Source organism: Marinactinospora thermotolerans DSM 45154 (assembly GCF_900167435.1).
GTDB lineage: Bacteria > Actinomycetota > Actinomycetes > Streptosporangiales > Streptosporangiaceae > Marinactinospora > Marinactinospora thermotolerans.
On record NZ_FUWS01000006.1, the window covers coordinates 48,318 to 61,478 of the forward strand.

Genomic DNA, 13,161 nt, shown 5'->3' on the forward strand with positions numbered 1-13,161 from the left:
AAGGCGACCGGCCGTCCACAGGCTGTGGACGGCCGGAGGCGGGGACACCTCAGGGGTGCGCCGGATCGTCGGCGTCGTCGAGCCGGTTCAGCAACGCGATCAGCAGTCGAAGCTCCTCGTGTCCCAGGGCGTGGGTGAGCGGTGACTCGCGGGCCAGGCGCGCGCCGATCGCCTCGACCACCTGTTCCCCCTCGGGGGTGAGGCGGGCGACGCGCACCCTCCGGTCGCTGCGGGAGGGCACCCGGGTGACCAGTCCGCGCTCCTCCAGTTCCCCCGTGATCAGGGAGACCCGCGACGGGGTGCAGCGCAAGGCCCGCGCGAGCCGTCCCTGGGAGGGGCGGTCCCGCAACGCGCGCAGGGCCCGCGCCTGGAGCGGGGTCAGCCCGTGCTCGGCGGCCAGCTCCGCGAGCACGTCGGTCAGCCGTTGGGCGACGCGCAGGATGGCCTCACCCGCGGTGCGGCCGAGCGGGGAGGGCTCGGACCGCTCCGCGGACCCGGGTGTGGTGTCCATGGGCTCAAGCATGGCGGGTCCGCGCTGCTCCGTCCCCGGCCGGGACCGTCCTGGAGCGCGCGCCGCCCCCGGTGAGCGCGACGATGCCGTCGGGCAGCCCGGCCCGCCAGCAGGCGCGGTCGTGTCCCCCGTTGTACTCGACGTAGTCGAAAGCCGCCCCCCGCTGCGCCAGCGTGTCACGCAGCCGCCGGGTCGGCTCCAGGAGCCGCCACTCGTGGACGCCGACGCTGAGGTGGACGCGCCCGGGGAGACGGTCGGCCTGTGCGAGCAGGCGGGTGAGCCGCTCGGTCTCACCGTCGGCACCCACGGGGGCGGGCCACCAGAACGAGCCCGACTGCGAGATGGCCCGGCCGAAGCGGTGCGCAGCGGTGTGCGCGGCGTAGAGGGCGGTGAGGCCGCCCAGGCTCTGACCCGCGATGATCGTGTGCTCGGGGTCGCTGGTGAGCCTCCTGCCTTCCGACGCCCACGGCAGCAGCTCCTCGTCGAGGAAGGCGACGAACGGGTCGTGGCAGGCGAGCTCCCGCGTCCTGGTCGGGAAGTCCACCGCCGAGACCAGGATGGACACCATCGGCGGGATGTCCCCGCGTTCGATGAGCGCGTCGAGCAGGGGGAACACCGGGATCCCGGCCCACTGTTCGCCGTCGAGCAGGACCAGCACCGGCCAGGGGCCGCCGTCCGCGGGGCGCCGCGCGGGTTCGTGGATCCACACGGTGCGCGTGTTGCCCAGGATCGCGCTGGTGAAGGAGTGCTCCTCGACCGTTCCCGGCGCGCCGGCGCCGGCGTCGCGCCACAGTTCGGGCGGGGCGTCGGGCAGTGACACCACCGACCAGGAGGCGTCGAGCCGTTCGCGCGCGCGAGGGTCGGGGACGGCGTGGGCCATGGCGTCGAACCAGCGGGCGATGGCGGGCCGGTCGGCGGGCTCGGCGCGGGCCAGTGACCGCCTCCGGCGGATCGCCGCCATCTCCTCCAACGGCCCGGGCGACGCCGCCGAGGGGTCGGCGGGAACCGGGGCGATCGCGTAGGAGGAGCGCCAGTCCGCGCGCATCCGGTAGGTGAGGTGCCAGACGTCGGTTCCCGGGATCCGCTCCATGCGGTTGCACTCGTAGGAGTCGGCGTCGGCGGCCTTGTCGGCGAAGAGGATGACGTCGGCCAGTTCGTTCCCCCCGCGCCACAGGAAGGTGACCGCGCACTGGTCGGTGGCGTCGATCCGTTCCACGAGGGGGGTGCCCCGTTCCTCGACGGTCCGCCAGAAGCCCGGCAGGTCGGCGCGGCCCTCGGCGACCGCGGCGATGAGGGCTTCGACGGCGGGACCGGTGGTCCGGTCGGGGCGGAGCGCGCGGCCTTTCCCAGGCGGCACGGTCGTGAGGAAGGTGTCCACTTCTCGCGGCATTCAAATGAGGATAGGCACACCTAACTAAATTTTCAATATGTGAACCATGTCGACCACCGAGGACGGCGGGGTGATCACCCCTGTCCACTCTCCCCGTCCCCGCTCGGGACCCGGCCCCGCGGCAGGCGGAGGGTGAACACCGCCCCCCTCCCCGGTTCGGCGGCGACCTCGGCGGTCCCGCCATGGAGCTCCGCGAGGTTGCGGACGATCGCCAGCCCCAGGCCGCTCCCACCGGTACGGCGGTTGCGTGACTTCTCCGCCCGCCAGAAACGGTCGAAGACGTGCGGCAGGTGCTCCGGCGCGATCCCCTCCCCGGTGTCCGCCACCTCGATGACGACCGCCTCCCCCGCGCCGCGCGCCGTCACCGTGACACGTCCACCCGCGGGCGTGTGCCGCAGCGCGTTGCCCACCAGGTTGCCGACCGCCTGGAGCAGGCGCCCCCGGTCGGCCACCAGGGTGAGGTCCCCCGAGAGCCGCGCGGACAGCTCCACCCCCGCTGTCTCGGCGTGCAACCGGTGACTGGCGACGCTCTGTTCGACGAGCTCTCCCGCGTCCACCAGCCCCAGGGACAGCCGCAGCCGGCCGGCGTCGGCCAGGGCCAGCTCCTGGAGGTCGTCGATGATCCGCTGGAGCAGCAGCGTCTCCTCCACCAGCATCGCCATCCGCTCGGGTTCGGGGTCGGCGACCCCGTCCTGGACGGCCTCCAGCCAGCCGCGGAGATTGCTCAACGGGGTGCGCAGCTCATGGGAGACATCGCTGACCATCGCCTTGCGCTGCTCCTCCAGCCGCTGTAGGTGCTCCGACATCTCGTTGAAGGCGACCGCGAGCCGGCCGATCTCACCGGAGTCGGCGACCTCGACCCGGGCCGAGCCGTCCCCCGCCCGCATGCGCTGCACGGCGTCGGTGAGCGCGCGGACCGGGCGGACCAGCCGCGCCGAAAGGGTGACGCTCACCGCGACGGTCAGCACGAGGACGAGCAGGACCACCCATGAGATCCGCGCGATCCCCTCCCGCGAGATCATCAGGCCGGCGGTCGTCTCCTGCTCCGGATCGTCGATGAAGAGCAGTGCCGCCGGGGCGACGTAGGGGTCGAGTTGTTCCCGCCGGGCGGAGTCGACGCAGGCCGCCGCCCTCGGGTCGAGCTGGAACGGCGCCGGCGCCGCCTCCTCCGCGGGGGCGGGGGCGGCGCTGGATGGGGGACGCGGTTGGGCGAGGCCGGCCGTCGGGGACACCCGCGGCTCCTCCTGCGCGGGGACCGCCCCCGGCACCTCCGCCCCCGGGGCGGGCGAGGAGGGTGTACCCCCCTCCTCCGCCGGCGCGTCGTTGCCCGCTCCGGGCGGCGACGGCTCGGGCCGCCCCGGCGCCGTGGACGGGACCGGCTCCGGCGCTCCCGGCAGGTCCATCGGTTGCCAGGGGGCACGGGCGTCATCGGGTTGGGCGTCGGGCAGCACGCTTCCGCGCCCGGTGGCGCCGTCGATCCGGTATCGGACGTCCAGGTCGAGCGGTCGCGTGCACGCGGCGATGAGGCGGTTGAGCTCGTCCAGGGCCGCGCGCCCGCCCGCCGTGGGCTCCTCCAGCGCGTCGAGACCTCCACGACCAGACCCTGCTGGTCGCGCAGGCAGTCCGCTCCGGCGTCCGCGACCGCGCGCAACCGTTCCCGGTCCCGTTGGTCCAGCGCGTAGGCACCGTCCGGCAGGTCATGCCCCGCATGGCTCCACCACCGGTTCGGCACCCTCCAGGTCGACGCGCTCCACCGGTCCGTCCCCGGACCGACGGCGAGGTGCCCGCGACGATCGGCGCCGCCGTCCGGACCTTCCGCCACGTCGGCGGACGGGCCTGCCCGGACCGTTCGGGCGGCGCGGATCCCCGGACGGCCCGCCCGGGTCCCGGCTCAGGGAACGGGCACCACGTTGAGGCGTTCGAGGAACTCCCGCCCCAGCGGAACCCGCTGTTCGACGTGCTTGTCGGTGACGACGTCCATGGCGAGGGCGAAGGAGAACACCCCGTCCTCCCGGCGGACCCAGCCCACCCACCATCCGGCGCCCGGGTTGAACCGTCCGGCCAACCCCGACTTGCCGTACAGCACGTAGCCGGGACCGTGCTCCAGGAACAACAGCTCGCGCACGTCCCGTTGGTGGGCCTCGGAGGTCGGCAGCCTTCCCCGCGCGAGGTCGGCGAGGAAGTCGGCCTGCTCGCGCGGGGAGATCTCCAACGTCCCGTCCAACCAGAACGGCCTGCCGGACTCCCCGGTCTCGCGGTTCCCGTACCCCAGGCGGTCCACCCAGGTCCGCATCCGGTCCGGCCCCACCCTGCGGGCCACCTCGCGGTGGACCCCGGCGTCGGAGGATACGACGGCCTCGCGCAGGCTCGCGTCACGTTCCCAGTCGGCGTTGCCGTCGTGCCGGACGGTCTCGTCCACGCTGGGGACGGTGTCGGTCTCCAACGCGATCAAGGTGGCCGCGATCTCGAAGGTCTCCGCCGGGGGATGGCGGTGCGCGGCGCGTTCCCGTCCCACGACGGTGGTGAGGTTGCGCTCGACGTCGTAGAGCACGAACGCGCCGTCCGTGTCCGCCTCCTCGAAGACCTTCTCCAGGTCGTCGCGGACCACGGTCCGCGGCGAGGGCGCGGTCTCGGGCATCATCCCCGGCCACACCCGCGCGGCCGAGTCGCCACCGGCCTCTCCAGGGGGAGCGCATCCGCCCGTCACGGTGAGCGTGGCTCCCGCCAGGAGCGCGACGACACGGACTCCGACGACGGTGCTCGACGTGCGCGACACGGATGCCCTCCCCATGAGCGATGTCGCTGCCAGTATCGAGGATGTCACCATATGCTTTCGCGTAGTACGCGCGGATCCGGCAATCTTTCCCGTGCCGTGACCGTGGATCCGGCCCCGGCGCCGGCCTCGCCCCCCCTCCCTCAGCGCAGCCGCGCGGCCCGCACGACCACGGCGGCGCGGTTGCCGACGCGCACCCGCTCCAGCGGGCGCACCCCCTCGGGCAGGGCGATCTTGCGGGTACGCGCCGTCACCACGAGGACCGCGTGATCCTCCAGGACACCCGCCAGCGTTCGCAGCAGCCCGGTGACGGGCTCCCCCGCGGGGCGGTCACCCGCCCAGTGCGTGAGGTCGCCGTAGGGGACGTCGGTCACCACGACGTCCACCGCCGGCCGTGGCCGGCGCGGCGCGAAGACGTCGGCGACCTCCACCGCGTGCGGCAGGTCCCCGCCGAGCGCGACGAGCCCATCGGCGAGCCGGGCCGCCGCGCGGGCCCGCTCCAGGAAGGAGGGGCGACCGTACTCCTCGGCGTGCGCGCGCAGCTCGCGTTCGCGGGCGGCCAGGCCCTCGACGGTCAACAGCTCCAGGTTGCGCGCCGCGAGCGCCACCGCGTCGGAATCGACGTCGCCGACCCGGACGTGGGAGAGCCGGTCTCGATGCGACAGGCCCAGGACCGTGGCGAGGTAGCCGCTGCCGCAGCAGGGGTCCCACAGCGACACGGGCCGCTGCGGCAGATGGGCGAGCGCGCGTTGCAGGAGCTCGGATGCCAGCCGCACCGGAAAACCGGGGAACCCCGGCGCCGAACGCAGCACCTGTCCACTCGCCAGATCGGTGAAGTCGGCGCGTTCGGTCACGTGTCGATAAGCCATCCCGTCCCCCGTCGTCCGTCGCGGCCGGGCGCGCCGTCCCGGCTCCTCGACGGGAGGCCGCGTCCCCTATGACCCTAGGAGACGAACCGCCCGAGGCCGTCCCGCCCGCTCAGTCGAGCTCGTAGTCGAGGACGAACGTCAGCTCCCCGCCGGTGTCGTCCCCGTTGATGAAGGCGCTGCCGCGGATCCCGACCAGCTCCCCCGTCCCCGTGTCGGGGACGATCCTCAGCTCGGTCCTGGGCTGCTCCCCGAACGGGCCGATCATCGCGTGCTGGAGGACGAAGGTCCCCGTCCGCCCGTTCACCGCCCCCTGGAACCGTTCCAGGCCGCTGTGCGCGGGGGCCTCCCGGCCCGCGGACGTCATGATCAGGTTCGCCTCGCTGGTGCCCACGATCTCACCGTGAAACGTCCGGACCAGGCGGGTGCGGGAGAGGCGCGCGCCCCGACCGCCGTAGAACGGTTGTTCCTCCAGGCCGTCGGTGCGGAACGTCCCCGTAGCCGTGGTTCCCATGCCCGTCTCCTTTCACCGCGGTCGGCCGCCGCGGTGCGGCGGCCACTTCCCACGCGCGCCCGCCCTGAAACCGGTTCGCACACGGAACGGCGTCCTGGATCGCCTGGTGGCGCCGGCCCGGCTCCCCTCCGGACCCGCGCGGCACGGGCTCCGGCGCGGCGGGCACGGCGCGCGGAGTCCTCCCTCACATGCCCTTAGGGTGCTGTCTCCGGGCGTTCCGTGCTAACCCTCGCGCATAATCGCGTGTTCGGGCCGAGCCCTCCGAAACCGGGCGGACCCTCCCCTCCCCGGCGAAGCCGCTCCCGGGGCGCTCATCGGACGTCCCCCCGCGCGCCCTCCCGTGGCCGGCGGGCGCGGCCCCTCGGCCACCTCAGGGCCTGGCCCGGCGGACCCGCGCCTCGTCCCACACCGGCTCGGGCGCCTCGTAGACCGTTCCGTCCGCGCCGAACACCAGGAACCGGTCGAAGGAGCGCGCGAACCACCGGTCGTGCGTCACCGCGAGCACGGTGCCCTCGTACTCCTCCAGCGCGGCCTCCAGCGCCTCGGCGGACTCGACGTCGAGGTTGTCGGTGGGCTCGTCCAGCAGCAGCATCGTCGCCCCCGACACCTCCAGCAGCAGGATCTGGAACCGGGCCTGCTGGCCCCCCGACAGGGTCTCGAAGCGCTGGTCGCGCTGGTGGACCAGCTCGTAGCGCTGCAACAGCGGCGCCGCCTCCTCCAGGGGCAGCGCGTGGTCCGCCGCGAGAATGGCGGCCGGGGTCCGCCCCACCCACTCGGGGTGGTGGTGGGTCTGGGCGAAGTGGCCGGGGTTCACCCGCGCCCCCAGGCGCGCCTCACCGGTGTGCGCGACCCGGCCGTCCCCGGCGAGCAGGCGCAGGAAGTGGGACTTGCCCGAGCCGTTGGAGCCCAGGACCGCCACGCGCTCCCCGTAGAACACCTCCGTCGAGAACGGCCGCATCAGTCCGGTGAGTTCCAGGTCGACGCAGGTGAGCGCGCGGACCCCGGTGCGTCCACCGCGCAGCCGCATCCGGATCGAACGCTCGCGCGGCGGTTCCGGGGGCGGCCCGGCCTCCTCGAACCGGCGCAGCCGGGTCATCGCGGCCTGGTAGCGGCTGGCCATGCCGTCGTTGACGGCGGCCTTCTGCCAGAGCTCGCGGACGAGCTCCTTCAACCGCGCGTGCCGCTCGTCCCAGCGGCGGCGCTGCTCGGCGAAGCGGGCGTGGCGGTCGGCGCGCGCCTGGTGGTATCCCTCGTAGCCGCCGCCGTGCACCCAGGTGGAGTTGCCCACGCCCATCCCGCCCTCCAGGGTGATGATGTGCGTCGCGGTGCGGGCGAGCAGTTCCCGGTCGTGGCTGACGAACAGCACGGTCTTCGGCGTCGTGCGCAGCCGCTCCTCCAGCCAGCGTTTCCCCGGCACGTCCAGGTAGTTGTCCGGCTCGTCCAGCAGCAGAACCTCGTCGGGGCCGCGGAGCAGCGCCTCGAGCACCAGCCGTTTCTGCTCGCCTCCGGACAGGGTGGCCAGCTCCCTGTGCCCGGCCCGGTCGAACGGGACGCCCAGCGCGGCGACCGTGCACACGTCCCACAGCACCTCGGCGTCGTAGCCGCCGACGTCGGCCCAGTCGGCGAGCGCCTGGGCGTAGCGCATCTGGACGTCCTCGTCGGCGCGGGCGGCCACCTCGGCCTCGGCCTCGCGCAACTCGCGGGCCACCCGGCGCAGCGTCGGCGGGGACACCGACACCAGCAGGTCGCGGACCGTCGCGGTGGATCCCAAGGGGGCCGAGACACCGTCGGCGTCACCGTCGGCCCCCGCCTGCGAGCCGATGAACTGGCGCATGACGCCCAGGCCGCCGCTGCGCGACAGGCTGCCCGCGGACGGCTGGAGGTCACCGGCGACGATCCGCAGCAGGGTGGTCTTGCCACTGCCGTTCGCCCCGACCAGGACGGCCTTCATCCCCTCCCCCACCCGAAACGACACCTCGTCCAGCAGGACCCGTCCATCGGGAAGGTGAAAGCCCACTCCGGCCACGTCGATGTGCCCCATGGGGACGACCCTTTCACCGAGCCCCTCGGCCCGGCAATCGGTTTTCGTCGGCGGGAAAACGGACGGAGCCCGAGGTCAGACGACCTCGGGCTCCGATGTTCGATGCGGTCCTGACGGGATTTGAACCCGCGGCCTCCACCTTGACAGGGTGGCGAGCACTCCAAACTGCTCCACAGGACCTCGTTCCGCCTCAGCGGTACAGCAGAATCCTACCCGCTCCGGAGAGGCGCTTGGACCACTCCGGCGGGACAGGCCGGGCGGATACCCCGGGCCGGCGTCCCGCTCCGCGCGCCCCACGCTTCCTGGCCGGTTCCGGCTCCCGCCGAAGCGGCGGCCGAGACCACGCCGGACAACGCCCTGACCTGCGACGACTTCGCCGAGGTGAGACGGGGGAGCCCGCGCGGCCCGGCCCGTGTCACCCCCGGGCCGATTGTCACCGCGACCGCCGCGACGCACTGTCGTGCCTATGGCGCAGTTGTGCGGCGGGCAGACCCGCAAGGGACACCCGTGCCGGAACAGGGTCGCCGTGGCCCCGTGCAGGCACCACACCGAGGAGAAGATGCGCGCCCGCGCCGAACGCGCGGCCCGCGCGATCTGGGGTCGGTCCCGGCACCGCGGTCCGCGCCCGCCCGCCCTGCTCCCGGCCGGTCACCCCGGCCACGGCCTCGTCGCCGAGATCACCGTGCTGTGGGAGGGGTGGTTGCGCGGGCTCGCCCCCGGCCACTGCGTGGAGTGGGAGTCGTTCTCCCTCTTCTGGCCCGACGCCGGTTGCGCCACCCTCGCCTCCGCCGCCCACGGCTGCCTGCGGATGGCGTCGGGCGGCCAGCGGCCCCCGGCGGATCCTGTCGCCTTCACCCTCCAGGCGGCCGACGGTTCGGGGACCCGCCGGCTGACCCCGCGCGGCAGGCGCGTCGTCACCACGTTGGCGCGGCGCGAGTTCGGCACCGCGCGGCGGCTTTCCCGGCAGGCCACCGACGCGGGGCTGCGCGGTGTCGCGCGCTCGCTGCTGGTCCTCGGCCTGTGCACGTGCGCGGCGCGCGGCGCCCTGGAGGGGTGTGCCTGTCTCGCACTGCTGCGCTCCACCCACGAGGATCCCGTCGTCCTGCTGCGCGAGGAGTTCCACGACCGCCCGCCCATGGCGTCTTAACCCCGCCTCCGCGTGAGAGGCGTCACGGATCGGGACGGCCGTGGCGGACGTCCCAGGGGTGATGAACCACGCGACGGAGGGACGCTGATGGAGAAGCGCAACGGGATCGCCTTGGGGTTGTGCATCGGCGTGGCCTTCGGTGTCTCCATCGGCAGTCTCATGGACAACCTCGCCCTGGGCATCGCGATCGGCATGTCCCTGGGCGTCGCGTTCGGCGCGTTCACCGACTCCAAGAAGGAGGAGCGGGACTGATCCAAGGCCCCTCCCGCGGTGACGGGCCCGGACGACATCCGGCGCGGCGGCCACTACAGTGCGGAACGAGGGCTCGCGCCCACCGCGAACCGCCAGGCCACACCGTCGAAGAGGAACAGCGCCGTGAACGCTCCGGAAGAGGTCCCCTCGCCGCCGGCCGCGCCCGCCGCATCCACGCCGGCCCCGCCCCTGCCCCCGGGACCGCCCGCGGGCCGGCTCGACCGCTGGCTGTGGGCCGTACGCCTCACCAAGACCCGCGCGGACGCGGCCCAGGCCTGTCGGGGCGGCCACGTCCGCGTCAACGATCGGCCCGCCAAGCCCGCCACCCCGGTGCGCGCCGGTGACGTGGTCCGCGCCCACCTGCACGGCACGACCCGGATCGTCGAGGTCACCCACGTCATCGAGAAGCGCGTCGGCGCGCCCGTCGCCGTGCGCTGTTACGTCGACAACACCCCCGCGCGGCCGCCCGAGGCCATGATCCCGGTGGCCCGTCGCGACCGTGGGGCCGGGCGTCCCACCAAGCGGGATCGCCGCCAACTCGACCGGCTCCGCTCCGAGGGGTTCTGAAACCGGCGGTGCCACACCGGCCCGCTCGCCACGAGGTCTGCCACGGGGCCGTCCTTCGCGACGCGGGCCACGGCGGGAAGGGCGCCCGATCCGTTCCCGCCCCCTGGACGGGTGGAGGAGGGGCGATCCCACGGGCGTCCGGAAGGCGGGGCGAACCCGGGCCTGTCACCGGACACCGGCGTTGTCCCCCCGGCCGGCGGGACGGGCTCACCCGTCCCTTCGGGAGCCGGCGCGCCGACGGGTCGGGCGGCGACGACCGACCGGCGCGGTGAGACCGGGAGACCGCGCCTTTCCCCGGGCGGATCACCGCGTCGTGGGGCCGGAGCCGTCGGCGGCCTCCTGCGACGCGGGCGATCGCTTTCACGCGCTGTACGTCCTCGCGCTCTGCCTCGGCCTGCGGCGCGGGGAACTGCTGGGGCTGCGCTGGCAGGACGTCGACCTCGACGCCGGGCGCCTGGAGGCCGCCCACACGCTTCAGCTCGCCGGCGGGGCGTTGCGCCCGGTGCCGCCGAAGACCGGCGACTCCTCCCACACCGTCCCGCTGCCCGACCTCTGCGTGAAGGCACTTCGGGAGCACCGCAAGCGCCAGTCCGCCGAGCGGTCCGACGCCGCGCCGGGCTGGGATGAGAACGGGCTCGTCTTCCCCTCTCGGCGGAGGACGCCGCTGGAGCCGGACAACCTGCGCCGGAGCTGGGAGCCGCTGCACCACAAGGCCTGCCTCGACGGAGCCCGCCCGCCACAACCTCCGGCACACCTGCGTGACGCTGCTATTGAACCTCGAAGTACCGCCCCAGGTGGTCCGGGAGACCGCCGGACACAACGGCACCGGCGTAACGATGACGATCTACGCGCACACGTCCCTGGACGACAGACGGAGAACGCCGGGAAAGCCCAGGGAAGCAGCCGGCTGACACCGCTACCGTCAACCGCCATCAAAAAAGCCCGGACCGTCATGGCTCCGGGCTTCTTCACTGATCGTGCTGGGTGGCCAGGGGCGGGGTCGAACCGCCGACCTTCCGCTTTTCAGGCGGACGCTCGTACCAACTGAGCTACCTGGCCCCGATCACACCTTGCGGCGTGCTGGGCGGTCCTGACGGGATTTGAACCCGCGGCCTCCACCTTGACAGGGTGGCGAGCACTCCAAACTGCTCCACAGGACCTTGCTTGCCTCCCACCTGTCCCGATCGTTCCGGGATCCGGTGTTCCGCTTGCTCCGTTCTCCATTCTGCCAGACCTTCGGCAGTACTTCGGCCGGAGCCAGTACCCCCAACGGGATTCGAACCCGCGTTACCGCCTTGAAAGGGCGGCGTCCTAGGCCACTAGACGATGGGGGCCTCGACGACGAACGAGTCGCCATACCCTCTTCGCTGCCGTCGGGGATGGCACAAGCATAGGGGAGATCAGAGGAGAGTGCCAAAGTGATTCCCGCCGTGCCCCTAGACGGGTGAGGGGGACGGTGTTCGCGGCCGGGCCGGTTCGTCCGGCGAGGAGGTCGCCGGGGAGCCGCCGAGCGAGGGGGAGGGCGAGGGTGAGGGCGTGACCGGCGGGGTCGCCGGCGGTTCCAGCGGACGGTCCGGGTCGGCTTCGAGGTGCCGCTCGATCTGGGCGGACGTCAACCCCAGCCCGCCCAAGGTGACGTCGTCCCACGCCTGTAGGCGTCTGGTCTCGGCGTCGAAGTACAGGACCGACGCCTGGTAGGGGGTCGGCTCCCCGTTCCCGCGGTCCAGGCTGCGCAGCCCGGCCCCGCCAGTCGACCCCTGCACGAAGTAACGGGTGCCGGTCGCCTCCAGCTCCGTCCAGCGCCGATGTCCGTGCCCGGACAGGACGAGCGGCACCTGCCCGGTGAAGGCGCGCGCCTGGGCCGGGTCGTGGATGACCGCGACGTCCACGGGCGGGTCGGCGCCGGCGACCGTCGCCTCCATCTGTTCCAGGCCGAGGGCGGCGATCTCCCCCTCGTCGGGGTTGTCGCGGGTCTTGTCGGGGGTGAACCTGGGATCCCCCACGCCGTAGAGACGCAGCCCCGCCACCTCGCGCACCTCGTCGTCGAGCACGATCGCGTTCTCCTGGCTCTCCACGGCACGCTGGGTGCCCATGGAGTCGTGGTTGCCGCGGATCCACACGTAGGGGACCTCCAGTCCGGCGATCTCGTCGGCGAACACGTCCTCGGCGGCGCTCCCCCGGTCGGTGAGGTCTCCCGAGTCGATGATGAGGTCGACCTGGAACTGCTCCTTCAACGACCGGATGACGTCCCAGGCCGCCGGGTTGAGGTGGATGTCGGAGACGTGCAGGACCCGGATGGTCGACCCGTCGTCCTCGTTCTCGTAGACCGGCAGGGCCGCCGTCACCTCGTACAGCCGTGAGACGTTGCCGACGAGACCCGCCAGCTGCTCGCTGTACTCGGAGAAGTGGTTGATGACGTCCTCGGCGCTGCCGACCACCTGCGGCGCGCCGGCGAGCAGGCCGGTGTAGCGCGGCTCCGAGATGGCGCCGGGGTTGAAGGTGGCGTAGGTGGCGCCGCCCGTCGCGGCTAGGGTCAGCAGGGCGGTCAGCGCGCTCCAGCCGGCCCTGCGCAGGTCGCGGAAGAGCACGAGCGCGGCCAGCGTCGCGCCGATGAGCGCCGCCAGCCCGGCACGCACGAACAACCGGATCACGCCCTGCTCGAGGTCGGCGCCGATGCTCGCCGCGACCTGGGGAATGGCCTCGGGGTTCTCGAAGAGCTCCTGCGCCGCCGCGAGCCGGATCTCGGAGATGGCGGCCTCGAAGCGCAGGGGGGCGGCGTGCGTGTCGAATTCGAGCCTGCCCAGCGGCGCGACGTCGACGACGGTCTCGCCGTGCCAGGACGGGCTCACGCTCAGCCGCACGTCGGCGGGGCCCACCGGCGTGGTGACGTGGCCGCCCAGCGCGAGCCCCAGCCAGCCGCCGAGCAACGCGGCGGCGAGCACCACCGCCACCCGCCAGCCCCGCCACCTGCGCACCCGTCCGGCCAGCTCCGTCCTGCGGGGGACGACCGAGAGGAGACCCGACCACGACGACACCCTGCCGATCATCCCTCGGGCTCCTCCCGCATCCGGTCGAGACGCGGCCCCGCGGCCGCTTCCGT

General features: G+C 73.5%; 11 protein-coding genes, 4 tRNA genes and 1 pseudogene. 4 read left to right on the forward strand and 12 right to left on the reverse strand.

The features are described from left to right. Positions 1–49 precede the first annotated feature (49 nt). The 8 genes from B5D66_RS11820 to B5D66_RS11855 form a co-directional block, all read right to left on the reverse strand. Complete coding sequence (locus B5D66_RS11820) at positions 50–511, reverse strand: MarR family winged helix-turn-helix transcriptional regulator (protein WP_078761766.1); 462 nt, start codon at positions 509–511, stop codon at positions 50–52. 4 nt (positions 512–515) lie between these two features. Beyond that, positions 516–1,901, reverse strand: coding sequence for an enterochelin esterase (gene fes / locus B5D66_RS11825; RefSeq protein WP_078761767.1), 1,386 nt, complete (start codon positions 1,899–1,901; stop codon positions 516–518). 74 nt (positions 1,902–1,975) lie between these two features. After that, a complete protein-coding gene (locus tag B5D66_RS26330; RefSeq protein ID WP_327308406.1) occupies positions 1,976–3,133 on the reverse strand; it encodes a sensor histidine kinase in 1,158 nt (385 codons plus the stop codon). Between the two features lie 659 nt (positions 3,134–3,792). Continuing rightward, entirely contained in the window at positions 3,793–4,677 is an 885-nt protein-coding gene (locus B5D66_RS11835; protein ID WP_235000948.1) for a penicillin-binding transpeptidase domain-containing protein, read from the reverse strand. A 140-nt stretch (positions 4,678–4,817) separates the two neighbouring features. After that, positions 4,818–5,543 (reverse strand): rRNA methyltransferase, encoded by a 726-nt coding sequence (locus tag B5D66_RS11840; RefSeq protein ID WP_078761768.1) that lies wholly within the window; start codon positions 5,541–5,543, stop codon positions 4,818–4,820. A gap of 109 nt (positions 5,544–5,652) precedes the next feature. Next, positions 5,653–6,054: a DUF3224 domain-containing protein gene (locus tag B5D66_RS11845; protein ID WP_078761769.1), complete on the reverse strand. Its 402-nt coding sequence runs from the start codon at positions 6,052–6,054 to the stop codon at positions 5,653–5,655. Positions 6,055–6,424: 370 nt separating this feature from the next. Next, positions 6,425–8,095: an ATP-binding cassette domain-containing protein gene (locus tag B5D66_RS11850; RefSeq protein ID WP_078761770.1), complete on the reverse strand. Its 1,671-nt coding sequence runs from the start codon at positions 8,093–8,095 to the stop codon at positions 6,425–6,427. A 105-nt stretch (positions 8,096–8,200) separates the two neighbouring features. Next, a tRNA-Asp gene (locus B5D66_RS11855) sits at positions 8,201–8,275 on the reverse strand. Positions 8,276–8,621: 346 nt separating this feature from the next. Between B5D66_RS11855 and B5D66_RS11860 the strand changes: the two genes are divergently transcribed. The 4 genes and pseudogenes from B5D66_RS11860 (at position 8,622) to B5D66_RS26560 (ending at position 10,972) form a co-directional block, all read left to right on the forward strand. Beyond that, positions 8,622–9,242: a hypothetical protein gene (locus tag B5D66_RS11860; protein WP_078761771.1), complete on the forward strand. Its 621-nt coding sequence runs from the start codon at positions 8,622–8,624 to the stop codon at positions 9,240–9,242. 87 nt (positions 9,243–9,329) lie between these two features. Then, entirely contained in the window at positions 9,330–9,494 is a 165-nt protein-coding gene (locus B5D66_RS25730; RefSeq protein ID WP_200813623.1) for a glycine zipper domain-containing protein, read from the forward strand. A gap of 189 nt (positions 9,495–9,683) precedes the next feature. Further along, positions 9,684–10,061 (forward strand): RNA-binding S4 domain-containing protein, encoded by a 378-nt coding sequence (locus tag B5D66_RS11865; protein ID WP_235000974.1) that lies wholly within the window; start codon positions 9,684–9,686, stop codon positions 10,059–10,061. 313 nt (positions 10,062–10,374) lie between these two features. Further along, positions 10,375–10,972 (forward strand): annotated as a pseudogene (locus B5D66_RS26560) (site-specific integrase). Between the two features lie 74 nt (positions 10,973–11,046). Here the strand turns inward: B5D66_RS26560 and B5D66_RS11875 are convergent. The 4 genes from B5D66_RS11875 to B5D66_RS11890 all read right to left on the reverse strand — a co-directional run bounded on the left by B5D66_RS11875 (position 11,047) and on the right by B5D66_RS11890 (position 13,108). After that, a tRNA-Phe gene (locus B5D66_RS11875) sits at positions 11,047–11,120 on the reverse strand. Positions 11,121–11,146: 26 nt separating this feature from the next. Beyond that, positions 11,147–11,221 (reverse strand) — tRNA-Asp (locus tag B5D66_RS11880). Positions 11,222–11,322: 101 nt separating this feature from the next. Further along, positions 11,323–11,395 (reverse strand) — tRNA-Glu (locus B5D66_RS11885). Between the two features lie 102 nt (positions 11,396–11,497). Then, on the reverse strand, positions 11,498–13,108 hold the full coding sequence (locus B5D66_RS11890; protein ID WP_078761772.1) for a metallophosphoesterase family protein: 1,611 nt from the start codon (positions 13,106–13,108) through the stop codon (positions 11,498–11,500). Between the last annotated feature and the right edge of the window lie 53 nt (positions 13,109–13,161).